Source organism: Streptomyces echinatus (genome assembly GCF_014203595.1).
Classification (GTDB): Bacteria; Actinomycetota; Actinomycetes; order Streptomycetales; family Streptomycetaceae; genus Streptomyces; species Streptomyces echinatus.
The window spans coordinates 38,321-58,626 of record NZ_JACHJK010000006.1; the positions used below are offsets into that span (position 1 = coordinate 38,321).

Consider the following 20,306-nt stretch of genomic DNA (forward strand, 5'->3'; position numbering starts at 1 on the left):
CGGCGTACCATTGTTGCCAAGTCAACCATCCTGCAAGGCGAGTTGACCGAGCGCCGGAACACCTTGACGCCGGACCCGGTGCGGCGGCAGGCTGGCGCGGTGATCTTCAGGACCGGAGCGAAGGGCGCGCGATGACGGGGCCGGTGCTCGCCGTCGACCAGGGCACGTCCGGCACCAAGGCGCTGGTGGTCTGCCCGGAACGCGGTGTCCTCGGCACCGGGTTCGCCGAGGTGCGGCCCCGTTATCTGCCCGGCGGCCTCGCCGAGGTGGACCCGGCCCAGCTGTACGACTCGGTCGTCGACGCCGGCCGGCGGGCACTCGCCGAAGCCGGTGAGGACGTCGTCGCGCTCGGCCTCGCCAACCAGGGCGAGACCGTCCTCGCCTGGGACCCGGCCACCGGCCGCCCGCTGACCGACGCCCTGGTCTGGCAGGACCGGCGCGCCGAGACCGTCTGCGCCGAACTGGCCGAACAAGCCGAGGAGTTGCGGCGGCTGACCGGCCTGCCCCTCGATCCGTACTTCGCCGCGCCCAAGATGGCCTGGATCCGCCGTCACCTCACCGGCGAAGGCGTCGTCACCACCTCCGACGCCTGGCTGGTCCACCGCCTCACCGGCGCCTACGTCACCGACGCCGCCACCGCCGGCCGCACCCAGCTGCTGGACCTGGACCGCGCCGAGTGGTCCCCGCGCGCCCTGGACCTCTACGGCCTGGCCGGCGAGCGCCTGCCCGAGGTCACCGACACGGCCGGGCCGGTGGGGACGACCACGGCCTTCGGCCCCGAGATCCCGCTCACCGGGCTGATCGTCGACCAGCAGGCCGCCCTGCTCGCCCAGCGTGTCACCGGCCCCGGCGCCGCCAAGTGCACCTACGGCACCGGCGCCTTCCTGCTCGCGCACACCGGCGACCGCCCCCGGCGCGGCGACTCCGGCCTGGTCGCTTGCGTGGCCTGGCGGCTCGCCGGACGCACCAGCTACTGCCTGGACGGCCAGGTGTACACCGCCGCCTCCGCCGTCCGCTGGCTCACCGACCTCGGCGTCATCTCCTCCGCCGCCGACCTCGACCCGGTCGGCGGCGCCGTTCCCGACAGCGGCGGCGTCACCTTCGTCCCGGCCCTCGCCGGACTCGCCGCCCCCTGGTGGCGCGGCGACCTGCGCGGCTCCCTCACCGGACTCGGCCTCGACACCACCCCCGGGCACCTGGTGCGCGCCCTGTGCGAGGGCATCGCCGCCCAGGTCGCCGAACTCGCCGAGGCCGCCGCCGGCGACCTCGGCGCGCCGCTGGAGACGCTCCGCGTCGACGGCGGCCTCACCCGCTCCGCGCTGCTCATGCAGACCCAGGCCGACCTGCTCCAGCGCCCCGTCGAGGTGTCCGCGCTGCCCGACGCCACCGCGCTCGGCACCGCCGCCCTCGCCCGCCTCGGCGCCGACCCCGCGCTCGGCGTCGAGGACGCCCTGCCCGACTGGAAGCCCGCCGCCGTGTACGAGCCCCGCATCCCGGCCGGCCGGGCCGCCGAACGCCGCGCCGGCTTCCGCACCGCCGTCGCCGCCCTGCTCGGCCCGTGACCGTCACCGCGGACGGCCCGCTGCCGTCGACGCCGTACGACGTGGCGGTCGTCGGCGCCGGCGTGGTCGGCTGCGCCGTCGCCCGCGAACTCGCCCGTCACCCCCGGCTGCGCATCGCCCTCGTCGAGGCCCAGGACGACGTCGGCCAGGGCACCTCCAAGGCCAACACCGCGATCCTGCACACCGGTTTCGACGCCACCCGCGGCACCCTGGAGGCCCGGCTGGTCCGCGAGGGGTACCAGCGGCTCAGCGCCTACGCCGCCGAGACCGGCATCCCCGTCGAACGCGTCGGCGCCCTGCTGGTCGCCTGGGACGAGGAACAGCTCGCCGCGCTGCCGGGGCTGGCCGCGAAGGCCGGGCGCAACGGCTGCCACGACACCGTCCTGCTGGGCCCCGGCGAACTGTACGCCCGCGAACCCCACCTCGGCCCCGGCGCGCTCGGCGCCCTGCACGTCCCCGGCGAGAGCATCCTCTGCCCCTGGACGACGACCCTGGCGTACGCCACCCAGGCGGTCCGCGCCGGAACCGACCTGCACCTCGACACCCCCGTGCGGGCGGTGGAGCGGACGGCGGACGGACACCGGCTGACCACCGGCCGGGGCATCCTGCACGCCCGCCACCTGGTCAACGCGGCCGGCCTGCACGCCGACACCCTCGACCGCGCGCTCGGTCACGAGGACTTCACCGTCACCCCCCGCCGCGGCCAGCTCCTGGTGTACGACAAGCTCGCCCGCCCCCTCGTCCGGCACATCCTGCTGCCCGTACCGACCGCCCTCGGCAAGGGCGTCCTGGTCGCCCCGACCGTCTACGGCAACGTCCTGCTCGGCCCCACCGCCGAGGACCTGCACGACAGACGGGCCACCGAGACCACCGCCGACGGACTGGCCGCGCTGCGCGACCAGGGCCGGCGCATCCTGCCCGCCCTGCTCGACGAGGAGGTCACCGCCGTCTACGCCGGGCTGCGCGCGGCGACCGAGCACGAGGACTACCGCATCACCGCCCACCCCGGGCAGGCGTACGTCACCGTCGGCGGCATCCGCTCCACCGGCCTGACCGCGTCCCTGGCCATCGCCGCCCACGTCACCGGCCTGCTGGCTGGCACCGGACTCGACCCCGGCCCGGTACGCGAGCTCGAACCGGTGGCCATGCCCAACCTCGGCGAGGCCTTCCCGCGCCCCCACCAGCGGCCCGACCTCATCGCCGCCGACCCCGAGTACGGCACCCTCGTCTGCCACTGCGAGCGCGTCTCCCGCGGGGAGATCCGCGACGCCCTCGCCGGCCCGGTCCCGCCGCGCACCCTGGAGGGACTGCGCCGCCGCACCCGGGCACGGGCGGGCCGCTGCCAGGGGTTCTACTGCGGCGCCGCGGTACGAGACCTGTTCGAACGGGGACGCTCCGCGGCGGAGCCAAAAGGGGACAGGGCATGACGGCCGCCCGCCGGGTCGACGTCCTCGTCGTCGGCGCCGGACCCGCCGGGCTCGCCGCCGCCGCGCGGCTGGCCCTCGCGGGTGCCGGGCGCGTGGAGGTGCTGGAGCGGGAGGCGCGGCCCGGCGGAGTGCCCAGGACCTGCGCGCACGGCGGCTTCGGCACCTGGACCCGTCCGCTCACCGGCCCCGGTTACGCCCGCCTGCTCACGGAGGCCGCCGAGCGGGCCGGCGCCACGCTGCGGACCGGGGTGACGGCACTGGACTGGGCGGCGGCGGGCCCGGTGCTCACCGTGGTGGGCCCCGGTGGGCCGGAGACCGTCGAGGCCCGGGCGGTCGTCCTCGCCACCGGTGCCCGCGAACGCCCCCGCACCGCCCGGCTGGTGCCCGGCACCCGTCCGGCCGGCGTCTACACCACCGGCGAACTCCAGCGGGCGGTCCACCTGTTCGGACAGCACATCGGCACCCGCGCGGTGGTGGCCGGCGCCGAGGAGGTCTCCTACGCGGCGGCCGGCACCCTGCGCGCGGCCGGCGCCGAGGTCGTCGCCCTGGTCACGGAGCACCCCAGCGCCCAGGCCGGCCCCGCCCGCGCCCAGGCCGCCCGGCTGCGTCACGGCATCCCGCTGCTGACCGGCACCACCGTCACCGAACTCCTCGGCCACGGGCGGCTGTCCGGTGTCCGCGTCCGGCACCGGGACGGCCGTACGGCCGTACTCGCCTGCGACACCGTGGTGTTCACGGGCGACTTCGTCCCCGACCACGAACTGGCCCGGCGCGGTGGTCTCGCCATGGACCCCGGCACCCGGGGGCCGGCCGTCGACGGCTCCGCGCACACCTCACGCCCCGGTGTGTTCGCCGCCGGCAACCTGCTGCACGCCGTGGAGCCCGCCGGCACCGCGGCCCGCGAGGGCGCCCGGGCGGGCCGCGCGGTCCTGGACCACCTGGCGGGCGCCCCCTGGCCGGACCCGGGCGTACCCGTGGTCGTGTCGGAGCCGCTGCGCTGGATCGCCCCGAACCGCGTCACGCCGGCCGCCCGGCCCGGCGGCCACGTCCTGCGCACCGGCGTTCCGCTGCCGCACCCCGTCCTGTACGTCCGCCAGGACGGCCGCCTGCTGCACCGCCGGCGCCTGGGCCCCGGCACCGCCCACCCGAACCGCACCCTGACCCTCCCCGCCCACTGGCACGACCGTGTCGACCCCGAGGGCGGGGAGGTACGGGTCAGCACGGACTGAGCCCGGCCGCACCCGCGCAGGGCTGGGGGAGGGGGGAGGTGCGGACGGGCACGGAGCGAGCGGGGTCGCAGCCGGGTCGTGCCGGGGGGTGCCGTAGCCGGGTCGGACCCGAGGAACGCGGGTGGGCACGGACCGCGCGAGGGCGTCGCCGCGGCGAGCCACCGGAGGGCGGCCGGTGTCCGGTGTCTTTCAGCGTGCGCCGGGGCGAGGGCGGCTGATGTTCTTCCGGGCGTGCCGGGGTGTCGGCGACCGTGGCCGGTGTCCGGCCGCGGCTCACAGGTCCGTGAACGACCCGTGCCGTCCGGCACCGGACGCGAAGCGGGCGGCGCCCTCCGTGCTCCGGGCCAGCGCCCCCATGCCGTGCCGGAGTTCGGCGCGCAGGGCGGACTCCTCGTCCAGGCCCTCCTGGTCCAGCACCGACGCCCGGTCGCTGCGCAGACAGGACTGCGGGAAGCGGGCGACGGCCGCCGCGAGCGCCTCCGCCTCGGCGCGGGCGGTGCCGGCCGGCACCACCCGGTCGGCGAGCCCCATGGCGTGCGCCTCGCAGGCCGGCACCGGGCGGCCGGTGAGGATCATGTCCAGGGCCCGGCCGGTGCCGACCAGCCGGGGCAACCGGACCGTGCCGCCGTCGATCAGCGGCACCCCCCAGCGGCGGCAGAACACCCCGAACACCGCGTCCTCCTCCGCGACCCGCAGATCGCACCACAGGGCGAGTTCCAGACCTCCCGCGACCGCGTGCCCGGCCACCGCGGCGATCACCGGCTTGGACAGCCGCATACGGGTCGGCCCCATCGGCCCGTCACCGTCCTCCGCCACCACGTTGCCGCGTTCCGTGCCGATCGCCTTCAGATCCGCGCCCGCGCAGAAGGTGCCGCCCTCGCCCCACAGGACCGCCACCCGGGCGGCGTCGTCCGCCTCGAACGCCCGGAAGGCGGCGGCGAGTTCGGCGGCCGTAGGGCCGTCCACGGCGTTGCGTGCCTCCGGCCGGGACAGGACGACCGTGGTGACGTGCTCCCTGTGTTCCACGCGGACCGGCACGATGGACTCCTTCTCCCAGGGGCGGCTCGAAGGGCCCACTGTGCCTCAGATGACCTTGAGCCGCACCAGTGCCCCCAGCGTCAGTGCCCCCGGCACCAGCGGCACCCACACCGTGATGATCCGGTAGGCCAGCACCACCGCCGTGGCCACCGCCGCCGGGCCGCCGACCGCGATCAGTGCCACGATCAGCGCCGCCTCGACGGAACCGAGTCCGCCGGGCGTCGGCACCAGGGCCACCGCGACGGTCGCCGCGAGGTAGGCGAGCGCCATGTGGGCGGCCGGCACCGGCAGGCTGAGCGCCTGGCCGACGGCGGCGAGCCCGGCCGCCTGGAGGGCGGGGAAGGCCAGCGAGCCGCCCCACAGGGCCAGGGCGCGGGCCGGCCGGGCGTGCACCGAACGTGCCTCGCCCAGGGCGTCCCGCACGAACGAGGACACCCGCCTGCGCAGCGGCCGGACGAGCACCGGCACGGCCCCCGCGACGGCCAGCAGACCGGCCGCGCCCAGCAGCAGCGGGAGCGCCGGGCCGGCCGGCAGCAGGGTGCCGAGCCGCAGCGCGTCCGGGAAGGCGATGAGCAGCGCGGCCAGCAGACCGAGCCGGCCCACGCACTCCGCGAGCAGATACAGGGCGAGCGCGGCCGAGGAACGGGCCAGTGGCACCCCGCAGACGCTCATGAAGCGCAGGTTCACGGCGCCGGCGCCGAGCCCGGTGGGCAACAGGTGGTTGGCCGAGGCCGCCGCGAGCTGGGTGGCCAGCAGCCGGCCCTTCGGCAGCGGCTGGACCACCGCACCCTGCCGGGTGACGGCCGCGGCCACCCAGGTCAGACAGGTGGCACCGGCCGCGGCGAGCAGCCACGGCCAGGACGCCGTGCGCAGCTGGCGGAAGCCCTCGGCGAGCATCGAGCGGTGCCGGACGGCGGCCACCGCGACGAGCACGACCGGCACCAGGCACAGCACCGGGCGGACCGGGACGCGGCGGGGGAGCCGCCGCGGGGACCGTCCCCGGGAAACCGGGGGGAGCGGGGGGAGCGGAGGAACCGGGGGGAGCGGAACGGCAGTCACATTCGCACAGGTTTTCCGGGCCGTCCCAACGGCGGGTGGCGGAATCGGGGACGAGGGCTTACAGGGCAGGGTCATCGGGGCCTTCGGACGCGGGGACGCCGGTGCGGGTGAAAAAGCGCGGACCTTGACCTCAACGATGCTTGAGGTTCTACGTTCTTCAGCATGAGCATGGAGACCACCGCCTGGACGCAGCTGCACAGCGTGATGAACGCGCAGTCCGAGCGTCGCCCGTTCGCCCGCGCCACGCTGCGCCGCATCGCCGCCTTCGCCCGCCCGCACCGCGCCGGCATCGTCCGGTTCGTGCTGCTCGGGGTGGTGACCGCGCTGCTCGCGGTCGCGACCCCCGTGCTCGCCGGCCGCGTCGTCGACGCGATCGTGGCGGGACACGACTCCGGCACGGTGGTACGGCTCTCCCTGCTGATCGCGCTCGTGGCGCTCGTGGAGGCGGGGCTCGGCATCGTCGGCCGGCGCCTGTCGGCGACGCTCGGCGAGGGGCTCATCCTCGACCTCAGAACGGCTGTGTTCGATCATGTGCAGCACATGCCTGTCGCGTTCTTCACACGTACGCGTACGGGCGCGCTGGTCAGCCGTCTCAACAACGACGTGATCGGCGCCCAGCGGGCCTTCGCCAACACCCTCTCCGGCGTCGTCAGCAACCTGGTCACCCTGGTGCTCACCCTCGCGGTGATGCTCACCCTGTCCTGGCAGATCACCCTGCTCGCGCTCATGCTGCTGCCGCTGTTCGTGCTGCCCGCCCGCCGCATGGGCAGCCGGATGGCCCGGATGCAGCGGGAGGCGGCGGCGCTGAACGCGGCCATGGGCACCCGGATGACCGAGCGGTTCTCCGCCCCCGGCGCCACCCTGGTCAAGCTCTTCGGCCGCCCGGAGGAGGAGTCGGCGGAGTTCGCGGCGCGGGCCGCCCGGGTGCGGGACATCGGGGTGCGCACGGCGACCGCCCAGTCCGTCTTCATCACCTCCCTCACCCTGGTCTCCGCCCTCGCCCTGGCCCTCGTCTACGGCCTCGGCGGCTGGTTCGCGCTGCGCGGCGCCCTGGAGCCCGGCGCGGTGGTCTCCCTGGCCCTGCTGCTGACCCGGCTGTACGCCCCGCTGACCTCGCTCGCCGGGGCCCGGGTGGAGGTGATGAGCGCGATCGTCAGCTTCGAGCGGGTCTTCGAGGTGCTGGACCTGAAGCCGCTCATCGTGGAGAAGCCGGACGCCCGGGAGGTCCCCGAAGGCCCGGTCGCCGTCGAGTTCGAGGACGTCCGCTTCGCCTACCCGGCCGCAGACCAGGTCTCCCTCGCCTCCCTGGAGGAGGTCGCCGCCCTCGACACCCGCGGCGGCTCCGAGGTCCTGCACGGCATCTCCTTCCGCGCCGAACCCGGCGAGACCGTCGCCCTGGTCGGCTCCTCCGGCGCCGGCAAGTCGACCATCGCCCAGCTCCTGCCGCGCCTGTACGACGTCGACGCGGGCGCGGTCCGCATCGGCGGCACCGACGTCCGGGACCTGACGGCCGCGTCCCTGCGGGCCACCCTCGGCATGGTCACCCAGGACGGCCACCTCTTCCACGACACCGTCCGCGCCAATCTGCTGCTGGCCCGCCCCGACGCCGCCGACGACGACCTGTGGGACGTCCTCGGCCGCGCCCGCCTCGCCGACGTCGTGCGGTCCCTGCCCGACGGCCTGGACACGGTCGTCGGCGAGCGCGGCTACCGGCTCTCCGGCGGTGAACGACAGCGCATGACCATCGCCCGGCTGCTGCTGGCCCGCCAGCGCGTGGTGATCCTGGACGAGGCCACCGCCCACCTGGACAACACCTCCGAGGCGGCCGTGCAGGAGGCGCTGACCGAGGCACTGGAGGGCCGCACGGCCGTGGTCATCGCGCACCGCCTGTCCACGGTCCGGGCCGCCGACCGGATCCTGGTCGTGGAGTCCGGCCGGATCGTGGAGCGCGGCACCCACGAGGAGCTCCTGGCGACGGCCGGCCGGTACGCCGAGCTGCACCGGACCCAGTTCGGCCGCCGGGACGGCGCGGCTCCCGGGCCGGTCCCGGCGGACGCGGCGGCCCCGGCGGCCGGCTGAGGGCCGCTCGCCGCCCCGGTGCACCGGCCCGTCCGCCGTCACGCCGGCGGCAGCGCCGCGGGATCCCCGACGCCGGCGGCGACGCGGCCGGCCCGGAGAACCGCCCGTGATCCGAACGGAGGGCCCGCGGACGTGTGAGCAGGGCGTGAGCTGGATACGCGGAACGCACGGCAGCACCGTCCGTCCGGAAGGTCATCCCCGCCATGACCAGCGCACACCAGCCCGGCCACCACTCCGAGGTCACCCTCCGGGTCAACGGCAAACCCCACACCCTGCGCGTCGACCACCGGCGTGTCCTGCTCGACCTGCTCCGTGAGGAGCTGGACCTCACAGGGTCCAAGAAGGGCTGCGACCACGGCCAGTGCGGCGCCTGCACCGTACTGGTCGACGGCCGCCGCGTGAACAGCTGTCTGCTGCTCGCGGTCGCCCTCGACGGCAGCGAGATCACCACCGTCGAGGGCCTCGGCGGCGACGGCGACGAGCCGCACCCGCTCCAGCGGGCCTTCCTGGACCGCGACGCCCTCCAGTGCGGCTACTGCACCCCCGGCCAGCTCTGCTCCGCCCTGGGCATGCTCGCCGAGGCCGCGGCCGGCCACCCCTCCCACGTCACCGATCCCGCGGCCCCCTCCGGCCCGCCCGTCCCGCTGGACCGGACCGAGATCCGCGAGCGGATGAGCGGCAACCTGTGCCGCTGCGGCGCCTACCCCCGCATCGTCGAGGCGATCGAGGACGTGATCTGAGTGAACGGCTTCGGATACCTCAGGCCCGACAGCGTCCAGGAGGCCGCCGAGGCGTACGCCGCCCACCCGGGCGCCCGCTACCTCGCCGGCGGCACCAACCTGGTCGACCTGCTGAAACTCGGTGTCGAGCGGCCCGGCACGCTCATCGACATCGGGCGGCTGCCGCTGGACACCGTCCAGGAACTGCCCGACGGCGGCCTGCGCGTCGGCGCCACCGTCCGCAACAGCGACCTCGCCGCCGACCCGCGCGTCCGGGACCGCTACCCGGCCCTCTCCCAGGCGCTTCTCTCCGGCGCCTCCGCGCAGCTGCGCAACGTCGCCACCACCGGCGGCAACCTGCTCCAGCGCACCCGCTGCCCCTACTTCCAGGACCTGGACAAGCCCTGCAACAAACGGGACCCGGGCAGCGGCTGCGGCGCCCGGGACGGCGTCCACCGCGACCACGCCGTCCTCGGCCACTCACCCCAGTGCATCGCCACCCACCCGTCCGACATGGCCGTCGCCCTGGCCGCGCTGGACGCCCAGGTCGAGCTGTACAGCACCGACGGCACCCGGCGCCTGCCGGTGGCCGACTTCTACCGGCTGCCCGGCGAGCACCCCGACCGGGACACCTGGATCCGCCCCGGCGAACTGATCACCGGTGTGCGGCTCCCGGCCGCCACGGCCGGTGTCCCCTCCGCCTACCGCAAGGCCCGGGACCGGGCGTCGTACGCCTTCGCCCTCGCCTCCGTCGCCGTCGTCCTGCGGGTCGAGGACGGGGTCGTCGACCAGGTGGGCCTCGCCTTCGGCGGGCTCGCCCACCGCCCCTGGCGGGCCCGGCACACCGAGCTGGCCCTGCTGGGCGCCCCCGCCACCCCCGCCGCCTTCGAAGGGGCCGTGGCCCTCGAACTCGCGCACGCCGAGCCGCTGCGGGACAACGCCTACAAGGTGCCCCTCGCCCGCGGCCTCGCCCTGGACGTCCTGAACCGTCTCGCCCCGGCCCCGGCAGCGGCCTGAGCCGTCACAGGAGGACCCATGACCGGCACGACCGGAACCGCGCCGTCCAAGGACCACGGCACGACGGGCCCGACCGGAACCGCCCTGGGCGCACCCGCCGAGCGCCGGGAAGGGCGCCAGAAGGTCACCGGCGCCGCCCGGTACGCCGCCGAGTACGCCCTGCCCGGCCGCGCCCACGCCTGGCCCGTGCCCGCCGCCGTCGCGCGCGGGCGGGTCACCGGCGTCGACACCTCCGCCGCCCTCGCCCTCCCCGGCGTCCTCGCCGTCCTCACCCCCGGTGACGCCGCCGGGCTCGCCGCGCCCGAGGACGGCACACTGGCCGTGCTGCGGAGCGCGGACGTGCCGCACCGGGGCTGGTGCGTCGCCCTGGCGGTCGCCGAGACCCCCGAGACCGCCCGCGCCGCCGCCCGGGCCGTCCGGGTCACCTACGGCACCGAGGCCCACCACGTCGACCTCACCGAGGACGCCCCCGGCGGCTACGAGCCGGACGAGGTGGCCGGCGGACCCGGCCGCGTCGAACACGGCGACCCGGAAGCCGCGTTCGCCGCCGCCGACGTGCGCGTCGACGTCACCTACCGCGTGCCACCGCTGCACAACCACCCCATGGAGCCCCACGCGACCACCGCCCACTGGGAGGGCGACCGGCTCACCGTGTACACCTCCAGCCAGGGCGGCACGACCGTCAGGGCCACGCTGGCCCAGCTGTTCCGGCTGCCCGAGGAGCGGATCACCGTCGTCGCCGAGCACGTCGGCGGCGGCTTCGGCTCCAAGGGCACCCCCCGCCCCGACGTCGTCCTCGCCGCACTCGCCGCCCGGCACACCGGCCGGCCGGTCACCCTGGCCTACCCCCGCCGCCTGCTGCCCACCGTCGTCGGCCACCGCGCCCCCACCGTGCAGCGGCTGCGGCTCGGCGCCGGCACGGACGGCCGGCTCACCGCCCTGCTGCACGAGGTGACCACCCACACCTCGCACGTGAGGGAGTTCGTCGAGTACGCCGCGGTGGTCTCCCGCGTCATGTACGCCACCCCCGCCCTGCTCAGCACCCACCGGGTGGTCCCGCTGGACGTGCCCAGCCCGTCCTGGATGCGGGCCCCCGGCGAGGCACCCGGCATGTACGCCCTGGAGTCCGCCGTGGACGAACTCGCCGACGCGCTCGGCACGGACCCCGTGGAGCTGCGCGTGCGCAACGAACCACGGCGGGAGCCGGGCAGCGGCAAGCCGTTCAGCAGCCGGCACGTCGTGGAGTGCCTGCGCGAGGGCGCCCGCCGCTTCGGCTGGGCCGGCCGCGACCCGCGCCCCGGAGTGCGCCGCGAAGGCCCGCTGCTCGTCGGCACCGGCGTGGCCGCCGCCACCTACCCCTTCCAGGTCGCCCCCTCCACCGCCACCGCCGAGGCCCGGCCCGACGGCACCTTCGTCGTCCGGGTCAACGCGGCCGACATCGGCACCGGAGCCCGTACCGTCCTCGCCCAGATCGCCGCCGACGCCCTCGGCGTGCCCCTGGAGCGGGTGCGCACCGAGGTGGGCCACAGCGACCTGCCGCCGGCCCCGCTGGCCGGGGGCTCCTGCGGCACCGCCTCCTGGGGCTGGGCCGTGCACGAGGCGTGCGCCCGGCTCGCCGCCCACCCCGAGGAGGGCCCGACGGTCCACGCGGACACCACCGGGGAGGCCGACGCCGACAGCCCCTACGCGCGGCACGCGTTCGGCGCCCACTTCGCCGAGGTCGCCGTCGACACCGTCACCGGCGAGGTCCGGGTCCGCCGGCTGCTCGGCGTCTTCGCCGCCGGCCGGATCCTCAACGCCCGCACCGCGCGCTCCCAGTTCACCGGCGCGATGGTCATGGGCCTCGGCATGGCCCTCACCGAACACAGCACCCTGGACCCCGCGTTCGGTGACTTCCCCGAGTCCGACCTCGCCTCCTACCACGTGCCCGTCCACGCCGACGTCCCGGACATCGAGGCCGACTGGCTCGACGAGGACGACACCCACCTCAACCCCATGGGCAGCAAGGGCATCGGGGAGATCGGCATCGTCGGCACCGCCGCCGCGCTCGGCAACGCCGTCCACCACGCCACCGGCATCCGCTTCCGCGAACTCCCCCTCACTCCCGACCGGATCCTCGCCCGCCTGCTCTGCGAGGGGTGACGGTGACCGGTCCCACCTGGGAGTACGACGGCTACCGCCCCGCGGAGGAACGCCTGCGGGAGTCCCTGTGCACGCTCGGCAACGGCTACTTCGCCACCCGCGGGGCGCTGCCCGAGTGCACCGCCGACGACGTCCACTACCCCGGCACCTACGCGGCCGGCTGCTACAACCGGCTCACCTCCGAGGTCGCCGGGCGCCGGGTGGAGAACGAGGACATGGTCAATCTGCCCAACTGGCTCCCGCTGCGCTTCCGGCCGGCGGGCGGGAACTGGCTCACCCCGGACAGCGCCGCCGTCACCGAGCACCACCAGGTCCTCCACCTCGGCCCCGGCCTGCTGGAGCGCCGCACCCGCTACGCCCTCGACGACGGCTCGCTCCTCGTCCGCCAGCTGCGCCTGGTGCACCTGGACGAGCCCCATCTCGCCGCCCTGCGCACCGAGTTCACCGTCACCGGCCGGCCCCTCGACCTGGACGTGGAGGCCGCGCTCGACGGCAGCGTCACCAACTCCGGCGTGCCCCGCTACCGGGACCTGGACGGCCGCCACCTCACCCACGTCCACGTCGGCACCAGCGCACCCGGCACCGTCTGGTTGCGCTGCCGCACCCGCACCTCCGACATCCGCCTCGGACTGGCCGCCCGGCTGACCGCCGGGGTGCCGGTCACCCACGCCAACGAGGCCCACCGCGCCGTACAGCGGCTGCGCCTCGGCCTGCCGCCCGGCCGGACCGTCACCGTCGACAAGTGCGTCGCCCTGCACACCTCCCACGACCCGGCCATCAGCGACCCGCTGCGGGCGGCCGTCGACCACGTCGCCGCCGCCCCCGCGTTCGAGGAACTGCTTCGGACCCACCGCGCGGCCTGGGAGCAGCTGTGGCGGCGCACCGCGCTCGACGTGCCCGGCGAGGCGGGCAGCATCCTGCGCCTGCACCTGTTCCACGTGCTGCAGACCCTCTCGCCGCACACCGCCGACCTGGACGTCGGCGTCCCCGCGCGCGGACTGCACGGCGAGTCCTACCGCGGCCATGTCTTCTGGGACGAACTCTTCGTCCTGCCCTACCTCAACCTCCACCTGCCCGAGGTCTCCCGCGCACTGCTCCGCTACCGCCACCGCCGGCTGGACACCGCCTGCCACGCGGCCCGTGAACTCGGCCGGCGCGGCGCGCTCTTCCCCTGGCAGAGCGGCAGCGACGGCCGCGAGGAGACCCAGCGGCTGCACCTCAACCCGCGCTCCGGCCGCTGGCTGCCGGACCACTCCCGGTTCCAGTACCACGTCGGCTCGGCCGTGGCCTACAACGTCTGGCAGTACTGCGAGGCGACCGGCGACACCGAGTTCCGGCACGGCGAGGGCGCCGAGATGCTCCTGCAGATCGCCCGCTTCTGGGCGGACTCGGCGACCTGGGACGACCGGCTGCGCCGGTACCGGATCCGGGGCGTGGTCGGCCCCGACGAGTACCACGACGCCTACCCCGGCGCGGACCGGCCGGGCCTGGACGACAACGCCTACACCAACGTCACCGCCGCCTGGGTGCTCGCCCGCGCCCTGGAACTGCTGGACGGCCTGCCCGAGCCGCGCCGCCGCGAACTCACCGAGCACATCGGCCTGGCCGAGGACGAGCCCGCCCGCTGGGAGGAGGTCTCCCGCCGGCTGCGCGTCCCGTACCACGACGGGGTGATCAGCCAGTTCGAGGGCTACGCCGACCTGGCCGAGCTGGACTGGGACGACTACCGCAAACGGTACGACGACATCCGGCGCCTGGACCGGATCCTGGAGGCGGAGGGCGACACCGTCAACCGCTACAAGGCGTCCAAGCAGGCCGACGTCCTGATGCTCGGCTACCTCTTCTCACCCCTCGAACTCCGCTCCCTCTTCCAGCGGTTGGGATATCCGCTGGAGGAGCACACCTGGTCCGCGACCGTCGACCACTATCTGCACCGCACCAGCCACGGCTCCACCCTCAGCGGCCTGGTCCACGGCTGGATCCTGACCCGCGCCCGCCGCGCCGCCGCCTGGAGCTTCGTCCAGGAGGCACTCCGCGGCGACATCGCCGACCTGCAGGGCGGCACCACCGGCGAGGGCATCCACCTCGGCGCGATGGCCGGCACCCTCGACCTCGTCCAGCGCGGACTGACCGGCCTGGAGACCGGCGGCGGCGCCCTGTGCCTCGACCCGGTCCCGCTGCCCGAGCTGTCCTCGTACGGCTTCACCATCCGCTACCACGGCCACTGGGGCGTCCGGCTGTGCCTGCGCAGCGGCCTGCTGGAGATCGACGTACCGGCCTCCGACCGCGCCCCCATCGACATCCGCCTGCGGGACCGGGCGGTGCCCGTGGGGCCGGGGGAGACGGCCCGGCTGGTGCTGCCGGACTGAGTCGTTCGGTCGTATACGTGTACGGCGTGACGCGAACTGGCGGCGAATCATTGCAAAATTCCCGGACATACGCATAAATGTCGTCCACCGCTTGGAGATGTCACCGGCAGACGGGGCCACAGGATGAGCACGGACGACCGCGCCGCGGTGACGCCCGGGATCGCGCGACTGCACGCGTCACCCGGACGCGCCGGGCCCGGCCGGCTCGGGCTGGTGACCAACCACACCGGCGTCCTGCCCGGACTGCGCCCCGCCGCGCCCGCGCTGCTGGAGGCCGGGGTGCGGCTGGTCGCCCTGTTCGGTCCCGAGCACGGGCTGCACGGGACCGGCCAGGCCGGCGAGAGCGAGGCCGCCCGCACGGACCCCGCCACCGGCCTGCCGGTCCACGACACCTACCGGTGCGGCGGCGAACGCCTGGACGCAGCTCTGCTCGGCAGCGGCGTCGACGCGCTGGTGTACGACCTGCAGGACGTCGGGGCCCGGTGCTACACCTATGTGTGGACCATGTTCGACCTCATGGTCTCCGCGGCCCGTACCGGCGTCCGGTTCGTGGTCGCCGACCGGCCGAACCCCCTCGGCGGACTCGTCAGCGAGGGCCCGCTGCTCGACGAGGCGTGGGCCAGCTTCGTCGGGCGCGCGGCGGTGCCCGTCCGGCACGGCCTCACCTGCGGCGAACTCGCCCTGCACCTCAACACCTCGGCCGTGCCCCGGGCGGCGGGCCGCGCCGCGGAACTGACGGTGATCGAGGCCGCCGGCTGGCGGCGCGCCATGGACGCGCGGGCCACCGGCCTGCCGTGGATCGCGCCCTCGCCCAACATCCCGACGCCCGCCACGGCCGCCGTCTACCCCGGCACCTGCCTGTTCGAGGGCACCAACCTGTCGGAGGGCCGTGGGACCACGCAGCCCTTCGAGATCGTCGGGGCGCCGTACGTCGACGCCCGGTTCGCGCCCGCGCTCGCCGAACTCGGGCTGCCCGGAGTGCACTTCCGTGACCTGAGGTTCGTACCCGCCTTCCACAAGCACGCCGGACGGCCGCTGCGCGGGGTCCAGCTGCACGTCACCGACCGCGAGGCGTTCGCGCCCGTGCGCACCGCCGTCGCGATGCTCGCCGTGCTGCGGCGGCTGTACCCGGACGACTTCGCCTGGCACACCGCCGACGGAGGCGCGGAGGACACCGGCCACCGCCACTTCGTCGACCTGCTGTGGGGGTCCGACCGGCTGCGGCGCACCGTCGACGCGGGCGACGACCCACGGCCGCTGTGCGCTCCGCCGGCACCACCCGGCCGATGGGCCGGCGACGACCTGCTGCTCTACCCATGACACCACCCCGCCGGGGCCGCATGCCCCGGCCGGCGCCGTCCGCGACCTGCGCAGGAAAGGACCACCCCGTCGATGACCGACCGCACGACGACATCCCGGGCCGAGACGCGTGGATTCCGCGCGGGCGACGGACCGCGGCTGGTGGAGGCGTGGTGCCGCAGCGCGCCCGCCGACCCCGTCACCCTGGAACGCTTCCGCTCCCTGGTGCTGCTCGACGCCAACTTCGACCCGGAGGGCCTCCGGGTCGCCGTCGACGGCGACCGGCTCGTCGGCGCGGCCTACGCCGTGCGCCGGCTGCGCCCGATGGCCGGCACCGACCTGGAGCCGGAGCAGGGCTGGATCCCGTTCTTCTTCGTCGACCCGGACGCCCGCGGGCGAGGCCTCGGCCGCCGGCTGCTCACCGACGCCCTCGACTGGCTGCACCGCCACGGCCGCACCCGGGTGGACTTCTCCTCGTACACCCCCCACTACGTCTTCCCCGGCCTGGACGCGGAGGCGTACCCGGAGGGGGCCGGGCTCCTGGAGTCCCTGGGCTTCCGGACGCTGTACGAGGCCGCGGCGATGGACCGCGGCCTGGTCGGCTACCGCGTCCCGGAGGAGGTCGCGCGCCGCCTGGACGGACTGACGGCGCGCGGCTACCGGTTCGCCACCCCGTCCGACGACGACCTGGTGGACCTCCTCGCGCTCGCCGGGAACCACTTCGGCCCGGACTGGGCCTGCACGATCCGGGACTGCCTGGCCGCGGGCACGCCGCTCGACCGGATCGTCGCCGTCCGGGACCCGTCGGGCCGCATGGTCGGCTGGGCGATGCACGGCGCGTTCGAGTCCGTGGACGAGCGGTTCGGCCCGATCGGAGTGCTGGAGGAGACGCGCGGCACCGGACTCGGCGAAGTCCTCCTCCACCTGGTCCTGGAACGGATGCGGGCCCGCCGGGCGCACTCCGCGTGGTTCCTGTGGACCGGCGAGCGTTCCCCGGCGGGCCACCTGTACCGCAAGAGCGGCTTCACCACGACCCGGAGGTTCCGGGTGATGCGCCGGGAGGCCGCCGGATGACGCCGGTCCGCCGCACCGGCGGCCCCCGGCCGGCCACGCGTCCACCCGGCCTGAGCCGCCGGCACTTCGCGCTCGCGCTTCCCTCCGCGCTCCTCGCCTCCGGATGCGCCGCGCCGCACCAGGGCACCGGACGGCCCGGCGACCCGATCGTCCTCACCCTGCTCTCCCACTACGCGAGCGGGGAACTCAAGGCGGCCCTGCAGGGCCCGGTCGACGAGTGGAACGCCACCCACGACCGGGTCAAGGTGCGCACGACGGCCGTCGAGTTCACGGACCTGCTGACCACGTTCATGGTCCGGCAGGCCGCGGGCCAGGGCGCGGACATCCTCCACCCGTACTGCCTGTGGAACGGCCAGCTGGTCCGGGCCGGCGTCCTGCGGCCCGCTCCGGCCGAGCACGCCGAGGAGATCAGGCGCGGCTACCGCGAGGCCGCGGTCGGCGCCGCCTCCGTGGGGGGCAGGGTCTACGGCTATCCGACCGAGGTGCAGACCTACGCCCTCTACTACAACAAGCGGCTGCTCCGCGAGGCCGGCGCCGACGGCCCTCCGGGCACCTGGCGGGAACTGGAGGAGACGGCCCACCGCACCGCCCGCCGGGACCGGTACGGCAACACCCTGGTCCAGGGGCTCGGGCTGTCCACCTACGACGACTCCACCACCGTCGGCCAGACCCTCGCCCTGCTCAACGCCGCCGGCGGACGGTTCGTCTCCGCGGACGGCAGGACCACCGCCGTCGACTCGGCCGCCGGCCGGGCCGTCTTCGACCTGGAGCACCGCCTCGTCACCGAGGGCGCGAGCACCCCCGGCGTCAACGTCTACCAGGCGTTCCCGTCCGGGCAGGTCGCCATGGTGGTCAGCGCCGGCTGGTGGACCGGGAGCCTGAAGTCCCTGATGGGCGCGGGCTACCGCGATGTCGGTGTCGCGCCCGTGCCGGTCCGGAAGGCGGGCGACCGGCACGCCACCCTGTGCACCGGCTTCATGCTGGGGGTCAACACGGCCAGCAGATTCCCGCGCGAGGCCTGGGAGTTCCTGCGCTGGCTCAACACCGGGAAGGCGGGCGTGAAGGGCGCGGCGAGGGGCGCGACCGCGACCCGGATGAGCGCGCTGCAGGTGTCGGTCGGCTCCCTCACCGGCCGCGCCGACGACATGCGCGCGCTCCTCGGCACGGGCGGCGATCCGAACCAGCGCCCCTTCCTGGACGCGCTCGCGTACGCGGTGCCGGAGCCGAACGTGCCGGGCGCGCAGCAGGCCAAGTCGCTGCTGCGGAAGAACATCGAGGCGCTGTGGACCGGCCAGCAGTCGGTCGACGAGACGCTGCGCACCACCCGCCGCCAGGTCGATCAGGAGATGGCACGCTCATGGTGAACACCCTGGCGCCGGAGACCACCCGGCGGGCCCCGCACAGCCGGCGGGCCGCCGTCGGCGCCGTCGACGGCCGCGGCCGCGCCCGGCGCCGCCAGACCGTCGTCGCCTACCTCTTCCTCGCGCCGGCCCTGCTGTTCTTCGCGGTCTTCCTGATCCTGCCGCTCGGCTTCGCGCTGCTGCTGTCGCTGTCCCGCTGGACCGGGTTCGACCTGGGCGACATCGATCCGGTCGGCCTGGACAACTTCACCGGCCTCCTCGCGGACGGATCGACGTTCCTCACGCCGGTCCTCACCAACACGCTGCTGTTCGCCCTGGGCACCGTGGCCCTCGCGCTGGCCGGCTCCGTCCTCGTCGCCACCTGCATCGACAAGCTGCGCTTCCAGGGGCTGTGGCGCACCCTGTACTTCCTGCCGATCGTCACGACCGTCGTCGCCGTCGGCAACGTGTGGAAGTACATGTACGAGCCGGGCGGCCTGGTCAACGGCGTCCTCAACGCCCTCGGGCTCGGCTCGGTGGCGTTCCTCCAGGACCCGGACACCGCGCTGCCCGCGGTCGTGGTCGTCCAGGCCTGGGCCTCGGTCGGCTCGGCGATCCTCGTCCTGACCGCCGGGCTGAAGTCCATCCCCGGCTCGTACTACGAGGCCGCCGCGCTGGACGGCGCCGGCCCCGGCACCGTCTTCCGGCGGATCACGCTGCCGCTGCTGCGGCCGTCCCTGCTGTTCGTGTGCGTCACCCAGTTCCTCACCGGCCTGCAGTCGTTCGCGCTGATCATCGTGATGACCAAGGGCGGCCCGGGCGACGCGACGAATGTGGCCGCGCTGGAGATGTACCGGCAGGCCTTCAGCCATGGCGACTGGGGCACCGCGAGCGCCGCCGCGTTCGTGCTGTTCGCGGTGGTCCTCGCGGTCACCCTGGCGCAGCTGTGGTTCTTCCGGCGCACGGGGGAGGACGCGTGAACCGCCGCCGTTTCCCGTGGCTGTCGTACCTGCTGGTGGTCACCGGCGCGGTGGTCACGGTGGTGCCGTTCCTCGACATGGTGATGACGTCCTTCAAGGGACCTGGCGAGGCCGGCACACTGCCGTACCGGTTCCTGCCCCGGGCCCTGGACCTGTCCAACTACCGGGCGGCGGTCGACCAGCTCGATCTGCCGCTGCTCTTCCGCAACAGCGTCGTCGCCACCGCGCTGATCACCGGATCGGTGCTGCTCACCTCGTCGCTCGCCGGGTACGCGCTCGCCAAACTCCGCTTCCCCGGCCGGGACTTCGTCTTCCGGCTCGTGCTCTCGACCATGATGTTCCCGCCGTTCCTCTTCTTCGTCCCGCACTTCCTGATCCTGGTGCACTGGCCGCTGGCGGGCGGCAACGACCTGCTCGGGCGCGGCGGCGCGGGCCTGACCGTCAGTATCGTGGCGCTCGCCATGCCGTTCCTCGTCAACGGCTTCGGGATCTTCCTGACGCGCCAGTTCATGATCGCGATCCCGGACGAGGTCCTGGAGGCCGCGCGCATCGACGGCGCGGGCGAGTTCGCCGTGTGGTGGCGGATCGTCGTCCCGCAGACCAAGCCGGTCGTGGTGACGCTCGCACTGCTGACCTTCGTGGACGCCTGGAACGAGTACATCTGGGCGCTGCTCGTCTCGACGGCCGACCCGGACGTGATGACCCTGCCCGTCGGCATCCAGCTCCTCCAGGACCACGTCGACCCGGCCCGCACGATGCCCGTCGTCATGGCCGGACTCGTCCTGAGCGTCCTGCCGGTCCTGACCCTCTTCCTGCTGCTCCAGAAGCACTACATCCGTGGCGTCATGCTCAGCGGCCTCAAGTAGGAACGGCGACCCGGGGAGCACGGCCGGGTCACGGCACGGCCACACCGCCGTCCGCGATCTCGACGGCGGTGACCGGCGGGACCCACCATGTGAGGGACGCCGAGGA

The 20,306-nt window shown here is 75.1% G+C and carries 15 protein-coding genes; 13 read left to right on the plus strand and 2 right to left on the minus strand.

The window, feature by feature from the left end:
• The first annotated feature begins 131 nt into the window (after window positions 1-131).
• From FHS34_RS17950 to FHS34_RS17960, 3 genes are read left to right on the plus strand one after another with little or no spacing between them, the layout of a single operon-like run.
• Entirely contained in the window at window positions 132-1,562 is a 1,431-nt protein-coding gene (locus FHS34_RS17950) for an FGGY family carbohydrate kinase (protein WP_184966461.1), read from the plus strand.
• A complete protein-coding gene (locus FHS34_RS17955) occupies window positions 1,559-2,989 on the plus strand; it encodes an FAD-dependent oxidoreductase (RefSeq protein ID WP_184966463.1) in 1,431 nt (476 codons plus the stop codon). Before FHS34_RS17950 ends, FHS34_RS17955 begins: the two co-directional genes overlap by 4 nt.
• Window positions 2,986-4,218, plus strand: a complete 1,233-nt coding sequence (locus FHS34_RS17960; protein ID WP_184966465.1) for an NAD(P)/FAD-dependent oxidoreductase — start codon at window positions 2,986-2,988, stop codon at window positions 4,216-4,218. Before FHS34_RS17955 ends, FHS34_RS17960 begins: the two co-directional genes overlap by 4 nt.
• Before the next feature lie 273 nt (window positions 4,219-4,491).
• On the opposite strand, the gene FHS34_RS17965 is transcribed toward FHS34_RS17960, so the two are convergent.
• Entirely contained in the window at window positions 4,492-5,256 is a 765-nt protein-coding gene (locus tag FHS34_RS17965) for a crotonase/enoyl-CoA hydratase family protein (protein WP_184966467.1), read from the minus strand.
• 45 nt (window positions 5,257-5,301) lie between these two features.
• Complete coding sequence (locus tag FHS34_RS17970; protein WP_372478580.1) at window positions 5,302-6,315, minus strand: lysylphosphatidylglycerol synthase transmembrane domain-containing protein; 1,014 nt, start codon at window positions 6,313-6,315, stop codon at window positions 5,302-5,304.
• 168 nt (window positions 6,316-6,483) lie between these two features.
• Here FHS34_RS17970 and FHS34_RS17975 point away from each other — a divergent pair, with 168 nt between their 5' ends.
• From FHS34_RS17975 to FHS34_RS18020, 10 genes are all read left to right on the plus strand, one after another.
• The gene (locus FHS34_RS17975) at window positions 6,484-8,394 is read left to right on the plus strand and encodes an ABC transporter ATP-binding protein (protein WP_184967190.1); all 1,911 of its coding nucleotides are present in this window, start codon (window positions 6,484-6,486) and stop codon (window positions 8,392-8,394) included.
• 203 nt (window positions 8,395-8,597) lie between these two features.
• Window positions 8,598-9,134 carry a 2Fe-2S iron-sulfur cluster-binding protein gene (locus FHS34_RS17980; RefSeq protein ID WP_184966471.1) on the plus strand — a complete coding sequence of 179 codons (537 nt, stop codon included), beginning with the start codon at window positions 8,598-8,600 and terminating at the stop codon, window positions 9,132-9,134.
• Window positions 9,135-10,130 (plus strand): FAD binding domain-containing protein, encoded by a 996-nt coding sequence (locus tag FHS34_RS17985; RefSeq protein WP_184966473.1) that lies wholly within the window; start codon window positions 9,135-9,137, stop codon window positions 10,128-10,130.
• An 18-nt stretch (window positions 10,131-10,148) separates the two neighbouring features.
• On the plus strand, window positions 10,149-12,272 hold the full coding sequence (locus FHS34_RS17990; RefSeq protein WP_184966474.1) for a xanthine dehydrogenase family protein molybdopterin-binding subunit: 2,124 nt from the start codon (window positions 10,149-10,151) through the stop codon (window positions 12,270-12,272).
• Window positions 12,269-14,641, plus strand: coding sequence for a glycoside hydrolase family 65 protein (locus FHS34_RS17995; RefSeq protein WP_184966476.1), 2,373 nt, complete (start codon window positions 12,269-12,271; stop codon window positions 14,639-14,641). Before FHS34_RS17990 ends, FHS34_RS17995 begins: the two co-directional genes overlap by 4 nt.
• Before the next feature lie 123 nt (window positions 14,642-14,764).
• Window positions 14,765-15,961 (plus strand): exo-beta-N-acetylmuramidase NamZ family protein, encoded by a 1,197-nt coding sequence (locus FHS34_RS18000; protein ID WP_184966478.1) that lies wholly within the window; start codon window positions 14,765-14,767, stop codon window positions 15,959-15,961.
• Between the two features lie 72 nt (window positions 15,962-16,033).
• Complete coding sequence (locus FHS34_RS18005) at window positions 16,034-17,014, plus strand: GNAT family N-acetyltransferase (RefSeq protein ID WP_184966480.1); 981 nt, start codon at window positions 16,034-16,036, stop codon at window positions 17,012-17,014.
• A complete protein-coding gene (locus FHS34_RS18010) occupies window positions 17,011-18,378 on the plus strand; it encodes an ABC transporter substrate-binding protein (RefSeq protein ID WP_225817522.1) in 1,368 nt (455 codons plus the stop codon). The genes FHS34_RS18005 and FHS34_RS18010 overlap by 4 nt, the downstream gene beginning before the upstream one ends.
• Entirely contained in the window at window positions 18,372-19,334 is a 963-nt protein-coding gene (locus tag FHS34_RS18015; protein ID WP_184966482.1) for a carbohydrate ABC transporter permease, read from the plus strand. The genes FHS34_RS18010 and FHS34_RS18015 overlap by 7 nt, the downstream gene beginning before the upstream one ends.
• Window positions 19,331-20,200 (plus strand): carbohydrate ABC transporter permease, encoded by an 870-nt coding sequence (locus FHS34_RS18020; protein ID WP_184966484.1) that lies wholly within the window; start codon window positions 19,331-19,333, stop codon window positions 20,198-20,200. Before FHS34_RS18015 ends, FHS34_RS18020 begins: the two co-directional genes overlap by 4 nt.
• Window positions 20,201-20,306: the final 106 nt, after the last annotated feature.